The sequence below is a fragment of the Bacillus sp. GC_Bacil_1 genome (assembly GCF_026540675.1).
Classification (GTDB): domain Bacteria; phylum Bacillota; class Bacilli; order Bacillales; family Bacillaceae_G; genus Bacillus_A; species Bacillus_A cereus.
The window spans coordinates 210,332-232,941 of record NZ_JALNUG010000009.1; the positions used below are offsets into that span (position 1 = coordinate 210,332).

A 22,610-nucleotide genomic window follows, 5' to 3' on the forward strand; every position below is an offset into this window, starting at 1 on the left:
ACGAGGTGGACCTTCAAAAGTTTGATGAGATGATTGATACTGTACAGCGAGCTACTTGTATGCAAATTAATGAAAAACAAAAAGAAGCTTTTAAACAAAAATATGATTTTGAACCAGACTTTGAATATGGAAGAGATGAGAAGGGGCATTATGTAATTCGAACCTCTAAAAAGATGTTAGAAGAAATGGAGTTTTATTTGGCATTGAAATATGATCGTGATGGAGTGGATCTTTATATGCAAGCTGAGATTGACGGTATATTTCATGTATCTGTTAGCTATGGTGAAGATGCCCTACATCTACAAGAATTGTTTCAATTTCTAGAAGAAAATAAATAAAAGTCCTCATTTGAGGACTTTTATTTATTTAGTCATTATAAGTTAGAAGCGCGGCGACATCGTTCAACCGGGAATGGGATAATTTGTGCGATGTGATTAGGACCAAATTGTTTTGTACGAGCATGGCGTATTATATAAAAAGCACACAGAATTGAAACAGGAATAGCGCCGAATAAACCAAAAAATAAAGCGCTTACACAAGATGCGACAAATCCTAAAACACCAATTTCTAACTCTTCCATAATAGCTCCTAAAATAACAGGAAATGCTCCACATGTAACTCCAAGTATAAGTGCGATAAGTAAGCTCATGATTATCCCCCTCTGTTTGCGATATTATTTTCCTTCTTAGTTAATTGTAGTATATCACATTTAAAACAGAATTTTCAGAAATATTTCAATAAATGTTCAATAAATGTTCAAAAAATACACTTGAAAAATCAAGGCGTTAAATTTGTGATGAAATGGTACTTTTGAGTAAATAAAAAATCAGGCTTATTTCAAAAGTGAAATAAGCCTGTTCCATAGGAGGATGTATATATGTAGAGTGAATAAAAGTTTGGAAAAGGGGATCCAAGTCCTTTTATTCAACTAACTACCTTAATAGATTGGAACCCAGCCTTCAGTTGTTACAAAAATACGAATAGCTACAACTTGACGATTATCTTGCAAGGTAAAATAATGTCTTGCATTTTCTGGAACAGATATTAGATCGCCTGGCTCAAGTTCAACATCAAAGAATTTCCCATCTTTGCCTTCAATAGCGAAAATGCCATGACCACTGACGATAAAGCGGACTTCGTCGTCTGTATGATGATGTTCTTTTTGGAAATTAATTAATAATTCGTCAAGGTTAGGTGTGCTATTTGAAAGTGAAATTACATCATGTGCTTTATAACCTCGACGTGCTGAAACATCAGCGATTTCTTTTGAAAAAACAGCTAATATTTCAGCTTTGTTTTCATCTGTTAAAGAATAATTTTCATTTAAATGAGTAGGAAGTTTAGAAATATTCCATTTCTCATATAAAACGCCTTCCTCTTGTAGAAATTTAGATACTTCCACTTCATTTTCAATACGAGTATTTACTTCATGAATACGAATTTGCGCCATTAGAAACGCCTCCTTGAATTGATAATAGTTTTATATGAAATTGGAATAAAAACTCATAAGCTTCTAATCTCTTCTTTGCATCAAAGCTATCTCGGCCCCATACGGTAATACCGTGGTTACGGATTAATACCGCTCCCGAATCACCTTGTATATGCTTTCGGAAGTTTTCTCCAAGCGTTGGGATATGGGCATGGTTTTCGATAATAGGAATGTGAATTGTTGCCCCTTCTTCCCAAATATCGAGAGCTTTAATAATTTCTTGATTTTGAAGGGTAACTGCATCACTATATAAATTTGTGATGACATTATTATCAGTTGTATGAACATGAAGTACGCACCCGGCATTCGTATTGTTATAAATATGTGTATGCAATATTGTTTCTGCTGAAGGGCGTAATTCAGTCTCTAAAACGGGAACTCCTACATGATCTACTAATAGAAAATCATCTGGAGTGGTTTTTGTTTTATCTTTACCGCTTGCTGTAATGAGAAAAGTAAGTGGCTCATGACTAACTTTTATAGAAATATTACCACTTGTTGCTGGGAACCAATTTCGAGTTGTTAATTCTTTTTTTATCTCGCTTAAGTCATACCATTGACGAAAAAGTTGTTTCATGATTTCACCTCCAACAAATGTTTTAATTCATTTTGAATATCATGGAATGTTTCAAACGGTGTATAAGCAATATAATTCTCTTCACACTTTGTAATAAGGAAGTCACGAGCAAATACTTTATCTGCTTGTTTCGCAGCTTGTAAATCAGTAATTGAATCTCCAATCACAATATGGAAGTCATTCGTATCACTCAATTTACGGATGAGTGATGATTTACATAATCCGCAATGATTTTGACAATGATGATCACAAGGATGAGGCCAATTCACCGTAATGTATTCATTTGAAAAATCTGTTTCATTACAGTAAATTTGCTCTTTTGGAATGAGTCCTTGTAAGAGTGGATAGACGAAGAAATCCATTCCACCTGATATAACGTAAAAAGAAATGTTATTTTCATTTACAAATTGTATAAATTCATGAAAACCATTACGAATTTCAGCAGTTTCTATTAAAAATTGAATAATTTCATCGTGCAGATGAGTAGGTATTAATCGAAATAATTGAGAAACACCTTCTTGAATAGATAGCTCTTGTGATAAAATTCTATTCTTTACTTCTTCAGCTTCTGGTGGTGCGAATTTTTCCATAATGGACATAATGTTATCATTATTTGTAATCGTGCCATCGAAATCACAAAATACTTGAATACTCATAATTTCACCTCATGAGAGGGATTTCCCCATATTTGTAGTGCACTATGCAAATTTATGTCATCTACTTCATGGAGTGGTTTATTTTGCAAAGTAGCATCAATTGCAGTACGGAAAGCTTTACCACCGCCTTGCGCTCCATTTGGATGTCCATGTATCCCGCCGCCAGCATTAATAACAACATCTTTACCGAAATCTCGTACAATAAAGGGAACGAAACCAGGGTGAATACCAGCAGATGGAACAGAAAAGCTCTTCTTGAAAAATGCATCGTCTTCAGTTAAATATTTTGAGATAGCAAGAGCTTCCTCTTTTTCTAGCGCAACACTTCCGTATGGAGATGGGAATAATGAAAAGTCAGCCCCAGCATAGCGTAGTAGCTTTCCGAGTAATAATGGAGATGAAATTCCATATAACTTAGATGCTGAATAAGCACCACTTACAGCAGGGTGTGCCATAATAGGAACTGGGATTTCATCATCTTCTGCAAGTGATTGCAGTACATCTAGTCCGTAAGCAAATACGTTAAATAATAGAATATCAGCTCCAGCTTGCACTGCACGTTTCGCATTTTCTTTTAAATCAAAAGTTCGTCCTGTTAAATTTACGGCATATAACGTTTTATGTCCGTATGTTTCATATACGGATTGTAAAACTTCTTTTCCAGATACAATGCGTTTCGTAAGTGGTGTTAATGCATTTTCAAATAATATTTCATCATCTTTTACTATATCTACACCACCACTTGCTTGATCACGTAATTGCGTTTTTAAATACCCAATATTTCGTCCAATCATTCCTTTAAAAATACTCATTAAAAGGGGACGATCATGCACTTGTAAAAGGTTTCGAATCCCATCTATCCCGAATTTTGGACCAGGAAAATGTTCTTTCAATTCTTCTGAAAAAGTTAAGTCAATTAATTTTACTTCGCCATCAAGGGATAGCTTTCCAAATGTAGTCGTTAAAATTGCTGGTAAATCTGGACTGAAGTTTAATAACGGATATTCGATTTTAATAATTCCGCGTTTTACTTTTTTACGTAAATACGAATTCGTATGTTCATGTTTAGCTAATTCCTCAATATGAATGACGTTGCCTTTATGTTGCTTTAATTGTTCTTGCAATAATTGTGGCAAATGAGTCCAAGAGCCAATTGTTAAACCAAGTGCAATTTGCTCAGCCTTTTTTTCTAAGTTATGTGAATCATCATGGATTAAATACGTCGCTATAATTCCGCTCATTGTTATAACCTCCTAGTTAAATAAAAAAACCTCTCAGCTAAGGAGAGGTTTTTTTACAACCAGCTCCTTATCTGTCAGCATAATGCTGCGAGAATTAGCACCGTGTCTACGATTGTAGATCGGTTGCCGGGTTTCGTCGGGCTCGTCCCTCCACCTGCTCTTGATAAGAAGTATTTAGAAATGTTTAAATTTTTAAGATAACTGAATTTTGTCAGATATTTTTCATGTTGTCAATTACTTTTTGAAAAAATTTAATTTATCAATTCGATTAATGGCTTCTCGTAATCTATCTTCTGTATGCAAGAGACCAACACGGACATACCCTTCGCCATGTTCACCAAATCCAACACCAGGAGCAACTGCAACGTGTGCTTTTTCTAGTAAAATATCAGAAAATTGCTCGGATGTATAACCTTCTGGTACAGGAAGCCATGCAAAGAATGATCCGGTTGGAATGTCTACATTCCAACCAATTGAGTGACAAGCTGAAATAAGAGCGTTTCTCCGAGATTCGTAACTATTTACAAGATCTACTACACAAGACTGTGAACTTAATAGTGCTTCGCGAGCAGCATCTTGAATTGCACCAAAAATACTAACATACATATGATCTTGCAATAGGTTAATGGTTTCGATGACACTTTCATTTCCAACTGCAAAAGCAATACGCCAGCCAGCCATATTGAAAGTTTTTGATAACGTGTAAATTTCAATTCCTATATCTTTCGAACCATCTGCTTGCAAGAAACTAACAGGTTTTTGACCATCAAATCCGATAGCACCGTAAGCGAAATCGTGAACAACTAATATATTATGTTTATTAGCAAAATGAATGGTTGTATCAAAAAAATCTTTTGATGCAGTAGCACCTGTAGGGTTATTTGGATAGTTTAAAAACATTAACTTTGCCCGTTCAGCGATAGAGTCGTCAATTTTTTTATAATCCGGTAAAAAATGATTTTCTGCAATAAGCGGCATGGTTTCAAAGTGTGCCTTTGCTAAGGCAACCCCAGATAAATAATCTGGATAGCCTGGATCCGGAACGAGAATTGTATCACCAGGATTTGTAAAACAAATTGGTAATTCTACTAGTCCAGCCTTCCCACCAAACAAAATAGCAACTTCAGTTTTTGGGTTTAATTCGACGCCGTATTCACGTTTATAGAATGTAGTCACGGCTTCCTTTAAGCTTTCATGTCCGCGAAATGGCGGATATTTATGATGAATGGTCTTTTCGGCAGCATCTTGTAAAGCTTTTACGATATGCTGCGGTGTTGGTTGATCTGGATTACCTTGACCTAGATTAATAACATCGTGACCAGCTGCAACGACTTTGTTAACTTTTGCAACAAGTGAAGCGAAAAATTGTGTTGGCAATGATGTTACTATCTCAGAAGGTTGAAATAATTTCATACTTTCCACCTCTTTTGAAAGTTGTTACAATTCTAGTGACAAATGATATAATCTTTCCAGTATTTTGTAAAGAAAAAAATAAGAATGGGGCTGAAAAAATGAAAGTCGCATGTATTCAAATGGATATTGTTTTTGGAGATGTAGAAAAAAATATTGAGAATGCTAAAAATAAAATAAGCGAAGCTATGAAGGAAAGGCCAGATGTTATCGTCTTACCAGAACTATGGACAACAGGATATGATTTAACGAGACTTTCTGAAATTGCAGATAGGGATGGAGTGGAAACGAAAGAAAAGTTAATAGAATGGGCGAAGCAATATGATGTACATATTGTTGGTGGTTCTATAGCAAAGCAAACAGAGCAAGGCGTTACAAATACGATGTATGTTGTAAATAATGAAGGACAGCTAGTCAACGAATATAGTAAAGTACATTTATTTCAGCTTATGGATGAACATAAATATTTAATAGCCGGTAATGGTACGGGCGAATTTAAGCTGGATGATGTTGAATGCGCTGGAACAATTTGTTATGATATTCGTTTTCCAGAGTGGATGCGTGTCCATACTGCTAAAGGGGCAAAAGTATTATTTGTTGTAGCAGAATGGCCATTAGTTCGTTTAGCACATTGGCGTTTGCTATTGCAAGCAAGAGCAGTTGAAAATCAGTGTTATGTTGTTGCATGTAATAGAGCGGGAAAGGATCCAAATAATGTATTTGCGGGTCATTCTTTAATTGTGGACCCTTGGGGTGAAGTTGTAGTAGAGGCGAATGAAGAGGAATCAATTTTATTTGGAGAGCTTGAATTCGAGAAAATTAAAGAAGTACGTAAAGGAATTCCAGTTTTTGCGGATCGCCGTCCAGAATTATACAAATAAAATGTTGACAAGTGATTTTTATTCTTGGTATAGTCTTCAACATAAAGTTAAAAATTCAAAAAATTATACAACTCTTATCAAGAGCAGGTGGAGGGATTTGGCCCGATGAAGCCCAGCAACCGACCGTAATACCATTGTAAAATGGGGCGTTTATTACGCCAAAAGGCACGGTGCTAATTCCAGCAGAAAGTAAAACTTTCTGGCAGATAAGAGGGGAGAAGATAAACTTCAAACCTCTTTCTTAGTGGAAAGAGGTTTTTCTATGTTAGAAAAACCTCTGAATTTAAAAAGGGGGAGAAGACGATGGGATATTATTCATTAACAGAAATAACAGCTGTACAATATGCGAAAGATCATGGCTATTTTGAAGCAAAGGCAAATGTCGTTTGTCATGAAATTGGAGACGGAAACTTAAATTACGTGTTCAAATTAGATGATGGAGAGAAATCAATTATAATAAAACAAGCACTGCCTTATGCGAAAGTAGTTGGTGAAAGCTGGCCATTATCTATAAAAAGAGCAACGATTGAAAGCAAGGCATTACAAATTTTTGCGCAGTATGTACCGGATTATGTTCCAGTAGTGTACAGTCATGATGAAGAGTTAGCGATAACGGTAATAGAAGACTTATCAAGACTAACAATTACAAGAAAAGGATTAATAGACGGAGAAGAATATCCGCTTTTATCCCAGCATATCGGCCGTTTTCTAGCACATGTTTTATTTTACACTTCAGATTTTGGTTTACAGTCAGAAGAGAAGAGGGTACTAGAAGGTACCTTTGTAAATCCGGACCTTTGTAAAATTACAGAGGAATTAGTGTTTACAGATCCGTTTGGACATTATGATACAAATGATTATGAGCCAGATTTACAGCTAGTGGTTGATGAACTTTGGAGTGATAAAACTTTAAAACTAAAAGTAGCACAATATAAATATAAGTTCTTAACAAGAAAAGAAACTCTTATTCATGGTGATTTACATACTGGTAGTATTTTTTCGTCACCTTCTGAAACGAAAGTGATTGATCCAGAATTTGCGACATATGGCCCATTTGGATTTGACATAGGTCAATTTATTGCAAATCTATTACTAAATGCTTTATCTAGAGAAGAAGAAAAAAGAAGTGTACTATTTTTCCATATAGAAAAGACGTGGAGTTATTTTGTGGAAAAATTTACAAAATTATGGATTGGAGAAGGTGTAGAAGCATATACGAAAGAAAAACAATGGTTACCAATTATTTTGCAAAATATCTTTACTGATGCAGTTGGATTTGCCGGATGTGAACTGATTCGTAGAACAATTGGTTTAGCTCATGTAGCAGATTTAGATGAAATAGAAAATAAAGAAACAAGAATTCAAGCTAAGAAACAAGCGCTATCCTTAGGTAAAGAACTAATAAAATATGAATCTAAAAGTGCTGATATTCAACTGTTTCGAACATTATTTCAACAGACAGTTTCAGGGGGCGTAAAAGCGTGAGTACAATTGTTACTGTTCCGAGATCTGTAAGCTGGAAAGGTGATGCAATTGCGGTATTAAATCAAACGAAATTGCCGCATAGCACAGAATACAAAACATTGACGACTATTGAAGAGGTTTGGAAAAGTATCGTAATGTTAGAAGTACGAGGAGCGCCTGCAATTGGAATTGTAGCTGCATTTGGCTTGGCGCTTGCATCAAAAAAATATAACACTGTACATATTGAAGAATTTCAAAAGAAGTTTAATAGAGATTGTAATTATTTAGGAACGTCACGCCCGACAGCAGTAAATTTATTTTGGGCAATTGATCGTATGAGAGAATCTATTCGAGAGATTACTACAATAAAAGAAGCACAAAAAACATTAGAAGAAGAAGCGCTTCGCATTCAGCAGGAAGATGAAGAGGTGTGCCGAAATATTGGGGAATATGCGTTAACATGTTTTAAAGATGGCGATAATATTTTAACAATCTGTAACGCTGGAAGTATCGCAACTGCCAGATATGGAACTGCATTAGCTCCCTTTTATATTGGAAAAGAGAAAGGTGTGCGTTTACATGTATATGCGTGTGAAACGAGACCAGTTTTACAAGGTGGTCGCTTAACGACCTGGGAATTGAAGCAAGCAAATATTGATGTGACCCTTATTACAGATAATACTGCAGCTCATGCTATTCAAACGAAAGAAATAAATGCAATTATTGTAGGGGCGGATCGAATTGTCGCAAATGGAGATACGGCAAATAAAATAGGGACAATGAATTTAGCTATTTTAGCAAAGCACTTTGATATCCCATTTTATGTTGCTGCGCCACTGTCAACATTTGATGTTACGAAAGAAACTGGAGCCGAAATAATTATTGAAGAAAGAGATGAAACAGAAGTTACGAAAATCTTTGGAAAACAAGTAGCACCAATTGGAACGAATGTTTATAACCCTGCATTTGACGTAACACCGAACGAATTAATTACAGGAATTATTACTGAGAAAGGTATTATAAGCGGGGATTATAAACGAGAAATTGCATCATTATTTGAAAAACAGGCTAATACATAATAGCTTGTTTTTTTATGCCTAAATGCATTGTTTTCTCTTACTTATATAATGAAAGGAGGAGAAGAGGATGGAAGAGTGGATCAAGATGATAGGTAATGTAGGGTTTCCAATTGTTGTAACATTATATTTACTCCACCGTATTGAAAGTAAATTAGAGGGGGTAATTGTTGCAATTGAGAAGCTCCCGCGGCAATTACTAAAGTACGAAGATCCTCGCAATAAAAAATAAAGTTTGCTCTTCTTGAGCAAACTTTATTTTTTATTGAGCAGTATAGCCACCATCGATAACGACAGCTTGACCAGTAATACCTTTAGCTTTTTCACTCGCTAAAAACATAGCATAATCAGCGATTTCTTGTACTTGTAATAAGCGCTTTTGTGGGACGAGTGGATAAATAACATCTTCTAAAACATTTTCAAGTGGTACATTTCGTGTAGTAGCTAAGTCTTGTAGTTGATTACGTACAAGAGGGGTATCGACATAACCAGGGCAAAGGGCATTAACAGTAATACCATGCGTAGCACCTTCTAAAGCGGCAACTTTTGTTAATCCAATTACGCCATGTTTTGCACTATTGTAGGCAGCTTTTCCAGCAAACCCGACAAGGCCGTTAATAGAAGCGACATTAATAATACGACCATATTTTTGTTGTTTCATAATCGGAAAGGCATGCTTAATTGCGATAAACGGAGCAATTTGCATAATTTGAATTAGTAGCTCAAACTTTTCCGTTGGAAAGTCTTCAATGGGTGAAACGTGTTGCATTCCTGCGTTGTTAATTAATATATCTAATGAACCGAAATGACTAACTGTTTGAGAAATTGATGCTGTAATTTCCTCTTCAGATGTAACGTCACATTTTAAACCGATAGCTTGAAAACCTTCACTTTGTAATTGCTCAGCAGCTTCTTTCGCACGTTCTTCAAGACGATCAGTAATCACAACTTTTGCACCTTCTTTTGCAAAAGCACTTCCCATTTCATATCCAATACCACTCGCAGCACCTGTTAAAAAGACAACTCGATTTGTAACCATGATGAAAAACATCCCTTCATAATAAAGTTTTCATAGTGCTCTATTTAGAGAGGTTATAATGAAAATCCTGCAAACATTTGGAAAAAATATCGTTAGCTATCTTGTTTTGCAAAATAGTCTTTGCTATACTATTTTGTAAAGCAAGATACTTACGCTTATCTATCTTGTAAAACAAGATAGTAGGAGGATTTGAATTATGTCGACAAGTCAAATGCTGAAAGGGATCTTAGAAGGATGCTTACTTGCTATTATTTCTGAAGGCGAAATATACGGTTATGAAATGAGTGAGAAGCTAGCAAAGTATGGTTTTACAATGGCGAGTGAGGGAAGTATTTATCCGTTATTAATACGAATGCAAAAAGAAGGACTAATAACAAGCGTAATGAAGGAATCTCCATCTGGTCCAAAGAGAAAATATTACACATTAACAGAAAAAGGCGAGGAAGCACTTGATGAATTTATGGATCGCTGGGAAGCGATGCAAAGTAGTGTAGAACGTCTACTTGAAGGGAAGGGAAGGAGAAAATAATGTTATCAAGTGAAGCACGAAAGTTTTTGTTAGATATGAGATTATTTTTGACGGCAAAGAGTGTGAAAGAAAGTGATATTGAAAACTTTTTAGAAGACGCAGAACTTCATTTAATAGAAGGTGAGAGTGAGGGGAAGAGTGTAGAAGATATTTTCGGAAGCTCACCGAAAGAATATGCAAATGAACTTGTAAAAGTGATGGAAAGAGATAGACAGGAAACGTGGAAGCAAATTGGTTTTACAGTAATGAATATCGTATCTTTTTGGATTATTGCTTCTATCTTAATAGTGAATAATGGAATGTTACAGATTTCACTTATTCAGTGTATCGGTTACAGTTTTTCATTGATTTTAGTTGTTATAGGTCCTAATTTTCTACTTCGCAAAATGACCTTCGTCACAAGCTTTACAAAAACATGGTTTTCCATGTGGTCTTTAGTTATGATTGCTCCATTGTTTTTATTAGGAGCTGTTACGATATTAGATGTGATATATCCTACAAAAATGCTCACATTCACCGAAGTCCAAAGTTATATAGTAGCTGGTGGGATTTTTATGATAACAGTAGCTATAAATATATATTTTGAAGGATGGTTTAAAAACTTATATTTAATCATTCCGCTTTCTATTATGTTAATGTTTAAAACATTTACATCTGAAGATCTCATGCCAATGTTATTTCAAATTATATGTTTATACGGAAGTTTGTTTATTTTAATTTTCCTTGAAATTATGATGAAGACGAATAGAAGAGAAATGGTTAAATAAGGGAGGGGTTATAATGAATGTTTCTAAAGAAGGAGAAAAGTTTTTAATCGATACGAAAGTATATTTAATAACAAAAGGGATTAAAGAAGAAGAGGTGGACGCCTTTCTAGAAGATGCAGAGCTTCATTTAATAGAAGGTGAAAAAAAGGGGAAGACGGTAAGGGACATATTTGGTGACTCACCAAAAGAGTATGCGGAAGAATTAGCGAAAGAGATGGAGAAGGATAAAAGCGGGAGTATAAAGACTATTTTAGGAATGATAATTGGAATAGGAGGATATTGGTTACTTACAAATATTTTATTTGGAAATCCGAATCAACAATTTACGTTAACGAATGTACAGTTAATCGGTTATCCTATCGTTTTAATCATTACGATTATTGGAACGATTGTTGCGTTTAGAATGTCTTCTTTTAAAAGTAAATTAGTAGAGTTTGGAATTATTTATGTAGTAGTGATGATACCTATTTTATTATTAGTGTTATTAATATTTATGAATAAATGGTATGGGACGCCAATTTTACAATTGTCGACAATACAGACATATATATTAGCAGTAACTATATTTTTATTACTTCTTATTGGTGAAGTATATGTTCTTGGTTGGATGGGTGTTGTGGTACTAATTGTTCCTCTTGCGATTATGTTCTTATTTAAAGACTTAGAAGAAAGAAATGTATTTTGGGGAATTGCAAAGATCTTACTTATGTATGGAAGTATATATGGATTAATGAGATGGTCTTTAAAAATTGAAGAAAGAAAAATTGGGAACTAGAAATTCAATAAAAAGCGGCTGCTCTGGATATGCAAAAAATTATTTCCAAAGAAATATTATATAGGGATTTTTAGAGGGATTACATTTACATTTAGTTGTCTATTTTTATTTCTAGCAGCCGGAATTTGGTTTGTTGATTGGAACAAGTTGTTTTAAACAGTAACATGAGGGTTACTGTTTTTTTCTTTGTAGTAAAGAGCTTTGTAAAGAGAGCGCTTTTTGTTCTGCTGTTAATAAGGAATGAATATGAACGTTTTCTGGACGAGGGACTATTGGATACATAAGATTTGTTGGAGAAGGGTGGTGCTCCGAACCGGTTGGAGAATGAGGATCTGCATGAGTAAGTTTTCCATGAATACGTCTTGTAAATAAAATATGACCGATTTCGTGAGCGAGCGTATATATATTTTTCATAGGGGCAGCCGAATTTGTTAAAACGATATAGCCAGTAAGTTGCTGTTGTTTTGCTAAAGAATAAGCGCAGGCAATTACTGCTGTTTCTTTGAAATAATCACTGCCAATATAACAAATATAAAGGTCGCATTCAGGAGCTTCATTTACACATGTTTGGAAAAAGGATGCCAACTTTTCTTGACTTTGAATGGAATTTTTATAACTGATTTCACGGTCAAAAAAACGGAAAAGTTCATTTAATACAATTACTTCTTGAATTTGAAATGTAATGGGGTGCCAAATTGATTCTGCAACAGCTAAATCTTTTGCGATGCGGTCATCAGAAATATCGGCACCGGGAGTAATACAAATACATATATTGACGTATGGATCCATAAGGAACACCTCAAATGAAAAAAGTTCTTCCTATAATATATGTGGGAAAAAGATGTCATGTATGGATAAACGCCTTCTTTATTGAATATATAGATGACAAGTCGAAAAAATTTCATAGTTCTATAACATTGTGTGGTCGTCTTTTTGATATAGTAAAGGAAAGGGGGAGAATATATGTATACATTAAAAATCGTTTCAGACAGAGAAGCACTTTATCAATTTGCGAGTTATGTAAGAGTTGTACAAGGGGTTGAAGATGTATATGTAGAGGTGGGAGAACCTTTATATGAACATCCTTTAATGAAGTTTTATGTACATATTAAGCTGAAAGAAACATATGAGCAGCATAAAGCGTTACAGGAAATAGCAAGATTAGTAGAATTGGGCCGTTTTACATATGTCCATTATCGTAATGATGAAATTGAGGAAGCTTTTGAAGCTGTAAAATATGAAAGTTTTAAGAAATAAAGGTGAAAAAATGGAGGCGAAAGCTTCCTTTTTTTCTTTAAAATTACATGAACAAAAAGAGAGAAATTTTGTTATGATAAGGGAGGTTAGGGAAAGGGGAATTTACATATGGGGTATATTGAAGAGTTACGAAAAGTCGTTGGTACAAGACCGCTTATTCTCGTAGGATCAGCAATCATTATATTAAATGATAATCAAGAAGTATTGCTTCAATATCGTTCAGATACATATGATTGGGGTGTACCTGGCGGGGCGATGGAACTGGGTGAAACGACAGAAGAAACGGCACGTAGAGAGTTATTTGAGGAAACGGGGTTAACTGCAAAAATAATGCAATTTCTTGGTGTTCTATCAGGAAAAGAAGTATATTTCCGTTATCCGAATGGCGATGAAATTTTCAATGTCATTCATCTGTATCAGGCACATCATGTGAGCGGGGAATTAAAGCTCGATCATGAAGGGTTGAAACTTCAATATTTTCCAGTAGATAAGTTGCCAAAATTGAATGAAACGACAGAGAAAATTTTACAAAAGTTTTTATATGCACTGACAGAATAGAAGGTTAATTCCTTCTATTTTTATTATATTAAATATTTTGATTTTTTAGTATGTTTATAGTATGATAGTTGTAGATATACATCTTATGGAATTTCACCTAAAAACTGACTAGGGTACATAAGAGAGGGGCAAGTACAAAATGCATAATGTTGTTATTACAGCTGCAGTTCGTTCGCCAATTGGAACTTTTGGAGGAGCGCTAAAAAATGTAACGCCAGTAGAATTAGCTGTTCCTGTACTTCAGGAAGCTGTAAAACGAGGCGGGGTAGAACCACATGAAGTTGATGAAGTAATTTTAGGTCATTGTATTCAAAGAACTGATGAAGCAAATACGGCGAGAACAGCTGCATTAGCGGCAGGATTTCCTGACACAGTTACGGGATATACAATCCAACGTCAATGTTCTTCAGGTATGCAAGCAATTATGTCAGCTGCAATGCAAATCCAATTAGGTGTAAGTGATGTTGTTGTTGCAGGTGGAGTAGAAGCGATGAGTTCGAGCCCTTATGCATTGAAACAGCACCGCTGGGGACAACGTCTACAGCACGGAGAAATTCGTGATACGGTGTGGGAAGTGTTAGAAGATCCGATTCACCATATTATGATGGGTGAAACAGCGGAAAATTTAGTTGAACAATATGAAATTACAAGAGAGGAACAAGATGAAGTTGCTCTTCGCAGTCATACATTGGCACTGAAGGCAATCGAGTCTGGACACTTTGACGATCAAATTGTTCCTATTACAATAAAAGAACGTAGAAAAGAAGTAGTATTTTCGAAGGATGAGCATCCACGTGCAGATATTACAGCGGAAAAATTAGCAGGGTTAAAACCAGCATTCCGTAAAGATGGGTCTGTAACTGCAGGTAATGCATCTGGCCTGAATGACGGAAGTGCAGTTCTAGTATTAATGAGCGAAGAAAAAGCAAAAGAAAAAGGCTTACAACCGTTAGCTAGAATTGTTGGATATTCAGTAGCTGGAGTAGACCCGAAAATTATGGGTATTGGACCAGCACCAGCAATTCGTAAAGGTTTAGAAAAAGTGGATTGGTCATTAGAAGATGCAGATTTACTTGAAATTAATGAAGCTTTCGCGGCTCAATATTTAGCTGTAGAGAAAGAGTTAGGTTTAGACCGTGAAAAAGTGAACGTAAACGGTAGTGGCGTAGGACTTGGGCATCCAATTGGTTGTACAGGGGCTCGTATTACGGTAAGTTTAATTCACGAATTAAAAAGACGTGGGTTAGAAAAAGGAATTGCCTCTTTATGCGTCGGTGGCGGTATCGGGGTTGCCTTATTTATAGAAGCACTATAAAAAAGAAGCAGCTATTGCTGCTTCTTTTTTTATGACTCAAATAGATGATGAAATAATCGATCACGATTTTCAAAGAAAAGTTTCGTTGTTTGGTAATGCTCGGTTTCTTCTAATGTGGATTCGTGAATCCCCTCTTGTGTTAAAGAGTATATAGTAGATTCAGGGTAAGCCATTAAAATAGGAGAATGCGTCGCAATAACAAATTGTGAACCTTGTTCCGCTAGTTCATGCATTCGAATGAGCATGGAAAGTTGTCTCATTGGTGATAGAGCGGCCTCAGGCTCATCTAAAATGTATAAACCTTGTCCTGAAAAACGGTTCATAAATAAGGAAAAGAATGATTCACCATGTGATTGCTCGTGAAGTGAAACGCCGCCATAAGATTTTATAGCATCTATTTCATCAATATAAGAAGCAACGTTATAAAAAGATTCAGCGCGAAGAAAGAAACCGTCGTTTGGTGTATTGAAACTTTTTGAAATTCGAAGGTATTCATGTAAAGATGAATGTGAATCGTTTGTGCTAAAGCGGAAATTTTTCGTTCCACCTTCTGCATTAAAACCTAACGCAATTGCAATTCCTTCAAGTAATGTTGATTTACCCGTTCCGTTTTCTCCAATAATGAATGTTACATTTGGATGGAAAGCTAGTGATTGTAATGTTCGGATAGCGGGTAAGCAGTAAGGATATGCGGAAAAACTAGGGATATTTTCTTTTTTTAATGTGACATTTTGTAAAAAGGGTACGTCAATCAATATATAAACCTCAATTCATAACGGATTTTGAATCTAAAAAGGCAGCAAATACAAGTGTTAATGACACCTGAATCCCTTCCTTATTTTCTGAATATTTTATGTGGATTATATCATTTAAACTATCATATTCCAATGTGAAAATAAATATTGCATGAAGATCTATTCTCTCGTTATGATAGATGGTATTCTATTGAAAATGTGAGAAGGAGTTAAAGTATGCCGTTTACATTTGCACATCCAGCAGCAGTTCTTCCTTTTGCGAAAAAGCATTCTAAATATATGTCAGTAACGGCTCTTATATTAGGTAGTATGGCGCCTGACTTTGAATATTTTTTACACTTTAGACCGTATGGTGTTATTGGGCATACGTGGCTTGGGTTCTTATATTTAAATTTACCACTTGTCTTCTTATTAGCATGTATATATCATTACATTTTAAAAAAGCCTTTTATAACACATTTACCTAAACCATTTGCTGGGTATTATATATATGTAGTAGATAAGGGGTGGAGGATTCATACATGGAAGGATCTTTTTATATTTTGTTATTCAGCATTATTCGGTATGTTAACGCATGTTGTTTGGGATGCATTCACTCATAAGACAGGCTATTTTGTTATGAAAATACCATTATTGCAAAGAGAATGGTACGGTATCCCTGTTTATAAATATATGCAACATGGAAGTACATGTATTGGTTTTCTATTATTAGTATACGTTTTATGGAAATATAGAAATGAAATGGGTAAAGACCTTATTTTAGCTTCGGAAAAAAGAAAGTATTGGATTTCAGTAATTGTTGTGGCAACTATTATATTTATCGTGCATGCGTTCCTAGATCCCTATTTTCATATTTTCCAAATTGGAGGTATAATAGTATCTGGACTGACAAGTTCATTTTGTGGACTTTTCATTGTTTCTATAGTTTACAAGGCAAGGGACTAATTTTATATTCATGAATGATAGTGTTAGGAGAAATGAAATGATGAAAGCATGGAAAAGTATTTTTGTTTTATGTAGTTTTCTTCTTATGTTAAGTGGTTGCTTCCATCAAGAAGAAAAGAAAGCTGAACCGAAGAAAAAAGAATCTATTCCTGAAACGAAAGAATATGGTGGGCGTGAGCTGAAAAAAGTAGGACAAAAAGTGAAAGAAACAGGATGGGGTACTTTCAAGTTAGAGCAGATGCACTCTGTGAATCAAACATTTGAAGTAGCGCCAATGAAAATTCACGTACAAGATGTGAAAGTAATTTCTTTATCACAGATGAGTGAAAAAGCAAAAAATACATTGAAAGTATACACGGCACTAACTCCTGAAGAAGTAAAACGTAGATTAGGGGATAAAGTAAGCCAAGAAGATGCAGAATTATATGCATCGCTAAGTGGAACAGAGATTAGTAATACAATTCGTTACGTTGAGATTACATATAAAGTGGAGAATAGCGGGAATAAAAATATGCAATTTTTCTCTATGAATGATGTTATGATTAATGGTAAGCAACATTTTAAAGTAGCGACTCAAAACTTTTTATATGATGAAGATACGTTAGTCGGTACAAAAAATGTGTCAAGAGAAGACTATAAGCCTGGTGAAACAAGAGATGGTATTATTGGTTTAATACTTGACGATGGAAAAGACAAAGTAAAGGATATTCAGTTTACAACTGATGATTTACTTGCAGGAGATTCAGAAACACAAGATGTTGTAAAAGAGTCACAAACGTTTAATATCTCACTTTCGGAGTAAGGTGTTTTTAAAATAATGTAAGAAAAACAGTCAGCACTCAAATATTATGCTGACTGTTTTTTTATTTCTTTTATGTATGAATCTACATTTTGAAAAGGTACCTTAATTTTAAACGCATCTTTTTGTTCGTTAAATTGCTTTTCATTGTAGGGACCGAAACGTTTATTGTGCTTTACGTCAATAATCCAATAATGTTCACTTTTTTTATTTGCAATTGCTGCGTCAGGGTTATTTGGATCTGATTTTTCCTCAGTTTGTTTTGCAATAATGTATTTATCATCCCAAGCAATGTCTGTAATTTTTGCAGGGATGTATTGTGTGGCATATACAGCATCTTGCGAGGGGAAAAGTTCAAATGCATTTCCAGAAGTACGTATGAGTTCGTATTCATCGTTAACCGTATAAGTTAAGTGACTTGTGTTTCCTGCACAACCAGTTAATAGGAAGGCGACGAATAGGATTATCCATTTTTTCAATATGGGAACCTCCTTTATAATGCTATTGTAACAAATTGTACAAGAAAAGTAAGAGAAACGCTAGTTTACAATGTTTTTTAGAAGTGGTACGATGAGACGGGTAAAGAAGGATATGAAGGAGTCGACATAAAATGAAGTTAAAGATGCATCGTCCAGCGCTTGTAATGAATCGCATAGGTGCTTCCCTAATTGACATGTTTTTAATCTCGGTTATGTATGGTGCAGTAGTAGCTATTATGACCGGAAACTATAGTGCTATGTTTAAGCGCTTTAATATAAGCTTAGGTGATTTTAGATATGATTTCGCAGTAGTTTTCATATTAATGGCGATATATTTTATTGTATTACCCTTTATTTGGAACGGTGTTACACTTGGCAAAAAGGTAACGAGAATAAAATTAATTTCATTGAAGAGTGAAAAGCTAACGTTGCAAACATTAATTATAAGATTTTTTGTAGTGTTATTACCGAACGTATTGCTATTAGGAATTCCATTAATATGTAACGTATATATGATGTTGTTCCGCAAAGACAATTGCGGTTTTCAGGACTTAATTACAAAGACGAAAATAATAAGTCTTGTATAATAAAATAAAAAAAGACCCTTTTTATATATAAAAAGGGTCTTTTTTTATTTTATAAGTATATTGTGAATATTTACAGTAAGGAAAAGCTAAAATGTGTCATTTCTATTTATAATAGATTGAAAATTAAGATAATGGTATAATAATTAAAAATAATATCTTTATCTCACCATTCGGGGCTGATTAAAGTTTTACTTTATATAATAAGGGGGAAGTTGAGATGACAGGAGGTAGCATAATTTTTTGGGGCATTCTCATTTTTATCGGTCTAGTTCTTGATCAGCGTAAGAGTAAGAAAAAAGAAGGATAAAAAGTAAACGTTTACAAATCGAATAGCAATTTTTCTTGCTTGCAGAATAATCTCATAAAGGAGTATACTGAATGACGGTAAGACTTATAGAAGGGGTAATGAAAATGAAGCTTGCAGGAAAAGTTGCTATCGTAACTGGCGGTGGCATCGGTATTGCACGTAATACAGCTCTTTTGTTGGCTAAACAAGGCGCAAAAGTAATTGTGACGGACATTGATCAAGAAAGTGGACAAGCAACAGTGGAGGAAATTACGAATCTAGGCGGAGAAGCCCTTTTTGTATTCTATGATATGGAAAAGCAAGGAGATTGGCAACGCGTTATTAGCATTACTTTGAATGCATTCAGTCGCATTGACATGCTTTTTCAAAATGCTGGTTTATATAAAATAGATTCGATTTTTTCTCGCCAACAAGAGAACGATTCCAATGTACTTTGTATTAATGACGTTTGGATAGAGATAAAACAATTAACGTCATCTTTTATGAAACAGCAAGAAGAAGTGGTGCTTAGTGATTTACCGATTTTCGGTATTATTGGCACGAAAGGACAATCATTTCATACAGTAGAAGCCCTAGTATAATAATGAAAACCGCCCTCGATATATGTGGACGGTTTTTTTGTATGTTATATAGAAGGAAATTTTTTTAGCGAATACGTTGTTCTGTTTGGCTGTCAAAGAAATGCGCTTTATTTAAATCAAATGCCAATTTAATTTGGTCTCCAGGTGAGAATATATGTCTTGCATCAACACGTGCTGCAAAATCTTGATTTCCAAGTTTCATATATAAAATAGATTCAGCACCTAACAATTCAGCAACTTCAATTTTTGTTGTGAAAGTAGTAGATTGTGAAGCTTCTAAAAATAGTAGTTCATCATGAATGTCCTCCGGGCGAATACCTAAAACAATTTCCTTATTTACATAGCCTTGTTCACGTAGCATCTTCATTTTTCCTTCAGATACTTTGATTTTTATAGTATTATCTATAACGAAATCGGTTTCAGTCAATTTACCACGGAAGAAGTTCATCGCTGGTGACCCGATAAATCCACCCACGAAAATGTTTTCTGGTGTTTCATATACTTCTTTTGGTGTTCCAATTTGTTGAATCTTTCCATCCTTCATAACGACAAGACGCGAAGCCATAGTCATTGCTTCTGTTTGGTCGTGTGTTACATAAATTGTTGTTGTTCCAAGGCGATGATGTAGCTTAGAAATTTCTGAGCGCATTGCAACACGGAGTTTAGCATCTAAGTTTGATAATGGCTCGTCCATTAAGAAAACTTTTGCATCTCGAACGATTGCTCTACCTAACGCAACACGTTGGCGCTGTCCACCTGATAATGCTTTCGGTTTTCTATCTAAATATTGTTCAAGTCCTAAAATTTTTGCTGCATCTTTTACACGACGATCGATTTCATCTTTTGGTATTTTTCGAAGTTTTAATCCAAATGCCATATTATCATATACACTCATATGTGGATAAAGAGCGTAGTTTTGGAAGACCATTGCGATATCTCGATCTTTTGGAGGAACATCATTCATTAGTTTACCATCAATTGAAAACTCGCCTTTTGAAATATCTTCGAGTCCAGCTACCATTCGTAATGTTGTAGATTTTCCGCATCCAGAAGGACCGACAAATACGATAAATTCTTTATCTTGAATGTGTAAATTAAAATTAGTTACAGCTGTTACGTTATTATCATATATCTTATAAATGTTTTCTAATTTAAGTTCTGCCATGGTATTTCCCCCTAGAAATAATTATGCAAACGTTTTCTTTGAGTTCATTATAAACGAATAGATTCAAAAAATAAATAAAAAAATAAAACGTTTTCATATATTGGAGAGTTATTAGTGATTTTCGCATGTTTTCTTAGAAAAAGAACAATAAAAATTGTAAGCGCTATTTTAAATTGAGATAGAATCTGTTATCATTCATTAATGAAAACGTTTGCGCCTTAAAAAAGAGAAAAATGAATTATGAATGAAATGGGGTAGCATAATGGAAAAACAATGGTGGAAAGAAAGCGTAGTATATCAAATTTATCCTCGTAGCTTTATGGATAGTAATGGTGATGGTATAGGAGATCTTCAAGGGATTATTTCAAAGCTAGATTACTTAAAAGAGTTAGGGATTGATGTGATTTGGTTATCACCAGTCTATGAATCTCCAAATGATGATAATGGTTACGATATAAGTGATTATTGTAAAATTATGAACGAGTTCGGAACAATGGAAGATTGGGATGAACTATTACATGAAATGCATGAACGTAATATGAAATTGATGATGGATTTAGTTGTTAATCATACATCTGATGAACATAATTGGTTTATTGAATCACGTAAATCAAAAGATAATAAATATAGAAATTACTATATATGGCGTCCTGGAAAAGAAGGGAAAGAACCAAACAACTGGGGAGCTGCTTTTAGTGGATCTGCATGGAAGTATGATGAAATGACGGATGAATATTATTTACATCTGTTTTCTAAAAAACAACCGGATTTAAACTGGGATAATGAAAAGGTAAGACAAGATGTTTATGAGATGATGAAGTTTTGGTTAGAAAAAGGAATTGATGGATTCCGCATGGATGTTATCAATTTTATTTCTAAAGAAGAAGGGTTACCAACAGTTGAAACAGATGAAGATGGTTATGTTTCAGGTCATAAACATTTTATGAACGGTCCAAACATTCATAAATATTTGCATGAAATGAATGAGGAAGTATTATCGAATTATGATATTATGACGGTTGGTGAAATGCCAGGTGTAACGACAGAAGAAGCCAAATTGTATACTGGAGAAGAACGAAAAGAGTTGCAAATGGTATTCCAATTTGAACATATGGATTTAGATTCAGGAGAAGGTGGAAAGTGGGATGTAAAACCATGCTCACTTCTTACTTTAAAAGAGAATTTAACAAAGTGGCAAAAAGCATTAGAGCATACCGGATGGAATAGCCTTTATTGGAATAACCATGATCAGCCTCGCGTTGTATCTCGTTTTGGTAACGATGGAATGTATCGCATTGAATCTGCAAAAATGTTAGCGACAGTTCTTCATATGATGAAGGGGACGCCATATATTTATCAAGGTGAAGAAATCGGAATGACGAACGTTCGATTCCAATCAATTGATGAATATAGAGATATTGAAACGTTAAATATGTATAAAGAAAAAGTGATAGACCATGGTGAAAATATAGAAAAAGTAATGGAATCTATTTATATAAAGGGTCGTGATAATGCTAGAACTCCAATGCAGTGGGATGATCAGAATCACGCTGGATTTACAACGGGTGAGCCTTGGATTACTGTAAATCCTAACTATAAAGAGATTAATGTGAAACAAGCAATCCAAGATGAAGGTTCAATCTTTTATTACTATAAGAAATTAATTGATCTACGCAAAAATAATGAAATAGTTGTATATGGATCATATGATTTAATATTAGAGAATAATCCTTCTATTTTTGCTTATGTAAGAACATATGGAGACGAAAAACTACTTGTTATTGCAAACTTTACTGCGGATGAAAGTGTATTTGAAATGCCTGAGGATATTAGTTATAGTGAATCAGAATTATTCATACACAATTACGATGTAGAAATCGGATCGATAGATAACATTACATTACGTCCGTATGAAGCGATGGTATTCAAATTGAAATAAGAAAAAGCCTTATGCCACC

General features: G+C 34.6%; 28 protein-coding genes, 1 pseudogene and 2 riboswitches. Of the genes and pseudogenes, 18 read left to right on the forward strand and 11 right to left on the reverse strand.

Features of this window, described 5'->3' with window-relative positions:
- Positions 1-5: 5 nt before the first annotated feature.
- On the forward strand, positions 6-338 hold the full coding sequence (locus OXT04_RS16060) for a DUF3909 family protein (RefSeq protein WP_000365617.1): 333 nt from the start codon (positions 6-8) through the stop codon (positions 336-338).
- Positions 339-373: 35 nt separating this feature from the next.
- Here the strand turns inward: OXT04_RS16060 and OXT04_RS16065 are convergent, their stop codons facing one another.
- The 6 genes from OXT04_RS16065 to OXT04_RS16090 form a co-directional block, all read right to left on the reverse strand.
- Positions 374-649 carry a hypothetical protein gene (locus OXT04_RS16065; RefSeq protein ID WP_000054658.1) on the reverse strand — a complete coding sequence of 92 codons (276 nt, stop codon included), beginning with the start codon at positions 647-649 and terminating at the stop codon, positions 374-376.
- A 288-nt stretch (positions 650-937) separates the two neighbouring features.
- Entirely contained in the window at positions 938-1,450 is a 513-nt protein-coding gene (locus OXT04_RS16070; RefSeq protein WP_097822473.1) for a 1,2-dihydroxy-3-keto-5-methylthiopentene dioxygenase, read from the reverse strand.
- On the reverse strand, positions 1,428-2,066 hold the full coding sequence (locus OXT04_RS16075) for a methylthioribulose 1-phosphate dehydratase (protein WP_000811341.1): 639 nt from the start codon (positions 2,064-2,066) through the stop codon (positions 1,428-1,430). Before OXT04_RS16075 ends, OXT04_RS16070 begins: the two co-directional genes overlap by 23 nt.
- Positions 2,063-2,722: a 2-hydroxy-3-keto-5-methylthiopentenyl-1-phosphate phosphatase gene (mtnX, locus tag OXT04_RS16080; RefSeq protein WP_000027487.1), complete on the reverse strand. Its 660-nt coding sequence runs from the start codon at positions 2,720-2,722 to the stop codon at positions 2,063-2,065. Before mtnX ends, OXT04_RS16075 begins: the two co-directional genes overlap by 4 nt.
- Positions 2,719-3,963 carry a 2,3-diketo-5-methylthiopentyl-1-phosphate enolase gene (gene mtnW / locus OXT04_RS16085; RefSeq protein WP_097822472.1) on the reverse strand — a complete coding sequence of 415 codons (1,245 nt, stop codon included), beginning with the start codon at positions 3,961-3,963 and terminating at the stop codon, positions 2,719-2,721. The genes mtnX and mtnW overlap by 4 nt, the downstream gene beginning before the upstream one ends.
- Positions 3,964-4,027: 64 nt before the next feature.
- Positions 4,028-4,133: riboswitch (SAM riboswitch) on the reverse strand.
- A 64-nt stretch (positions 4,134-4,197) separates the two neighbouring features.
- On the reverse strand, positions 4,198-5,376 hold the full coding sequence (locus OXT04_RS16090; RefSeq protein WP_072940328.1) for a pyridoxal phosphate-dependent aminotransferase: 1,179 nt from the start codon (positions 5,374-5,376) through the stop codon (positions 4,198-4,200).
- Between the two features lie 14 nt (positions 5,377-5,390).
- On the opposite strand from OXT04_RS16090, the gene OXT04_RS16095 reads away from it, so the two are divergent.
- The 4 genes from OXT04_RS16095 (at position 5,391) to OXT04_RS16110 (ending at position 9,026) form a co-directional block, all read left to right on the forward strand.
- Positions 5,391-6,254, forward strand: a complete 864-nt coding sequence (locus OXT04_RS16095) for a carbon-nitrogen family hydrolase (protein WP_016512349.1) — start codon at positions 5,391-5,393, stop codon at positions 6,252-6,254.
- A 71-nt stretch (positions 6,255-6,325) separates the two neighbouring features.
- A riboswitch (SAM riboswitch) is annotated at positions 6,326-6,467 on the forward strand.
- Positions 6,468-6,557: 90 nt separating this feature from the next.
- A complete protein-coding gene (gene mtnK, locus OXT04_RS16100) occupies positions 6,558-7,739 on the forward strand; it encodes an S-methyl-5-thioribose kinase (RefSeq protein ID WP_097822471.1) in 1,182 nt (393 codons plus the stop codon).
- Entirely contained in the window at positions 7,736-8,797 is a 1,062-nt protein-coding gene (gene mtnA / locus OXT04_RS16105) for an S-methyl-5-thioribose-1-phosphate isomerase (RefSeq protein ID WP_000104616.1), read from the forward strand. Before mtnK ends, mtnA begins: the two co-directional genes overlap by 4 nt.
- 67 nt (positions 8,798-8,864) lie before the next feature.
- Entirely contained in the window at positions 8,865-9,026 is a 162-nt protein-coding gene (locus OXT04_RS16110; RefSeq protein WP_000393338.1) for a YvrJ family protein, read from the forward strand.
- Between the two features lie 30 nt (positions 9,027-9,056).
- On the opposite strand, the gene OXT04_RS16115 is transcribed toward OXT04_RS16110, so the two are convergent.
- On the reverse strand, positions 9,057-9,833 hold the full coding sequence (locus OXT04_RS16115; protein WP_000258450.1) for a 3-hydroxybutyrate dehydrogenase: 777 nt from the start codon (positions 9,831-9,833) through the stop codon (positions 9,057-9,059).
- A 196-nt stretch (positions 9,834-10,029) separates the two neighbouring features.
- Here OXT04_RS16115 and OXT04_RS16120 point away from each other — a divergent pair, with 196 nt between their 5' ends.
- From OXT04_RS16120 to OXT04_RS16135, 4 genes and pseudogenes are all read left to right on the forward strand, one after another.
- Positions 10,030-10,362 carry a PadR family transcriptional regulator gene (locus tag OXT04_RS16120; RefSeq protein WP_000107977.1) on the forward strand — a complete coding sequence of 111 codons (333 nt, stop codon included), beginning with the start codon at positions 10,030-10,032 and terminating at the stop codon, positions 10,360-10,362.
- Positions 10,362-11,129, forward strand: coding sequence for a DUF1129 domain-containing protein (locus OXT04_RS16125; protein WP_000952892.1), 768 nt, complete (start codon positions 10,362-10,364; stop codon positions 11,127-11,129). The genes OXT04_RS16120 and OXT04_RS16125 overlap by 1 nt, the downstream gene beginning before the upstream one ends.
- Before the next feature lie 13 nt (positions 11,130-11,142).
- A complete protein-coding gene (locus OXT04_RS16130) occupies positions 11,143-11,904 on the forward strand; it encodes a DUF1129 domain-containing protein (protein WP_001103075.1) in 762 nt (253 codons plus the stop codon).
- Positions 11,905-11,916: 12 nt separating this feature from the next.
- Positions 11,917-12,060 (forward strand): annotated as a pseudogene (locus OXT04_RS16135) (DNA-binding protein); the annotation flags it as partial.
- Positions 12,061-12,075: 15 nt separating this feature from the next.
- Here the strand turns inward: OXT04_RS16135 and OXT04_RS16140 are convergent.
- Positions 12,076-12,693, reverse strand: coding sequence for an ImmA/IrrE family metallo-endopeptidase (locus OXT04_RS16140; protein ID WP_000371605.1), 618 nt, complete (start codon positions 12,691-12,693; stop codon positions 12,076-12,078).
- 174 nt (positions 12,694-12,867) lie between these two features.
- Here OXT04_RS16140 and OXT04_RS16145 point away from each other — a divergent pair, with 174 nt between their 5' ends.
- From OXT04_RS16145 to OXT04_RS16155, 3 genes are all read left to right on the forward strand, one after another.
- Entirely contained in the window at positions 12,868-13,161 is a 294-nt protein-coding gene (locus OXT04_RS16145) for a DUF3928 family protein (protein ID WP_000288330.1), read from the forward strand.
- A gap of 108 nt (positions 13,162-13,269) precedes the next feature.
- A complete protein-coding gene (locus OXT04_RS16150) occupies positions 13,270-13,719 on the forward strand; it encodes an NUDIX hydrolase (RefSeq protein WP_000540529.1) in 450 nt (149 codons plus the stop codon).
- Between the two features lie 139 nt (positions 13,720-13,858).
- Complete coding sequence (locus OXT04_RS16155) at positions 13,859-15,034, forward strand: acetyl-CoA C-acetyltransferase (protein WP_000552075.1); 1,176 nt, start codon at positions 13,859-13,861, stop codon at positions 15,032-15,034.
- Between the two features lie 29 nt (positions 15,035-15,063).
- Here OXT04_RS16155 and OXT04_RS16160 read toward each other — a convergent pair whose 3' ends face one another.
- Entirely contained in the window at positions 15,064-15,789 is a 726-nt protein-coding gene (locus OXT04_RS16160; RefSeq protein ID WP_000568001.1) for an AAA family ATPase, read from the reverse strand.
- Positions 15,790-16,005: 216 nt separating this feature from the next.
- Here OXT04_RS16160 and OXT04_RS16165 point away from each other — a divergent pair, with 216 nt between their 5' ends.
- Together OXT04_RS16165 and OXT04_RS16170 are read left to right on the forward strand one after the other, a co-directional pair.
- The gene (locus OXT04_RS16165; RefSeq protein ID WP_097996793.1) at positions 16,006-16,734 is read left to right on the forward strand and encodes a DUF4184 family protein; all 729 of its coding nucleotides are present in this window, start codon (positions 16,006-16,008) and stop codon (positions 16,732-16,734) included.
- Between the two features lie 37 nt (positions 16,735-16,771).
- Complete coding sequence (locus tag OXT04_RS16170) at positions 16,772-17,536, forward strand: hypothetical protein (protein WP_000973900.1); 765 nt, start codon at positions 16,772-16,774, stop codon at positions 17,534-17,536.
- Positions 17,537-17,580: 44 nt separating this feature from the next.
- Here OXT04_RS16170 and OXT04_RS16175 read toward each other — a convergent pair whose 3' ends face one another.
- Positions 17,581-18,012 carry a DUF3997 domain-containing protein gene (locus tag OXT04_RS16175; protein WP_000758789.1) on the reverse strand — a complete coding sequence of 144 codons (432 nt, stop codon included), beginning with the start codon at positions 18,010-18,012 and terminating at the stop codon, positions 17,581-17,583.
- Between the two features lie 131 nt (positions 18,013-18,143).
- Between OXT04_RS16175 and OXT04_RS16180 the strand changes: the two genes are divergently transcribed.
- From OXT04_RS16180 to OXT04_RS16190, 3 genes are all read left to right on the forward strand, one after another.
- The gene (locus OXT04_RS16180) at positions 18,144-18,599 is read left to right on the forward strand and encodes an RDD family protein (RefSeq protein WP_000769080.1); all 456 of its coding nucleotides are present in this window, start codon (positions 18,144-18,146) and stop codon (positions 18,597-18,599) included.
- A gap of 217 nt (positions 18,600-18,816) precedes the next feature.
- Entirely contained in the window at positions 18,817-18,906 is a 90-nt protein-coding gene (locus tag OXT04_RS16185; protein WP_000145638.1) for a hypothetical protein, read from the forward strand.
- A gap of 71 nt (positions 18,907-18,977) precedes the next feature.
- Positions 18,978-19,487 carry an SDR family NAD(P)-dependent oxidoreductase gene (locus tag OXT04_RS16190; RefSeq protein WP_000218406.1) on the forward strand — a complete coding sequence of 170 codons (510 nt, stop codon included), beginning with the start codon at positions 18,978-18,980 and terminating at the stop codon, positions 19,485-19,487.
- Positions 19,488-19,551: 64 nt separating this feature from the next.
- Here the strand turns inward: OXT04_RS16190 and OXT04_RS16195 are convergent, their stop codons facing one another.
- A complete protein-coding gene (locus OXT04_RS16195; protein ID WP_267415895.1) occupies positions 19,552-20,652 on the reverse strand; it encodes an ABC transporter ATP-binding protein in 1,101 nt (366 codons plus the stop codon).
- Between the two features lie 262 nt (positions 20,653-20,914).
- Here OXT04_RS16195 and malL point away from each other — a divergent pair, with 262 nt between their 5' ends.
- On the forward strand, positions 20,915-22,591 hold the full coding sequence (gene malL / locus OXT04_RS16200; protein ID WP_267415897.1) for an oligo-1,6-glucosidase: 1,677 nt from the start codon (positions 20,915-20,917) through the stop codon (positions 22,589-22,591).
- The last annotated feature ends 19 nt before the right edge of the window (positions 22,592-22,610 follow it).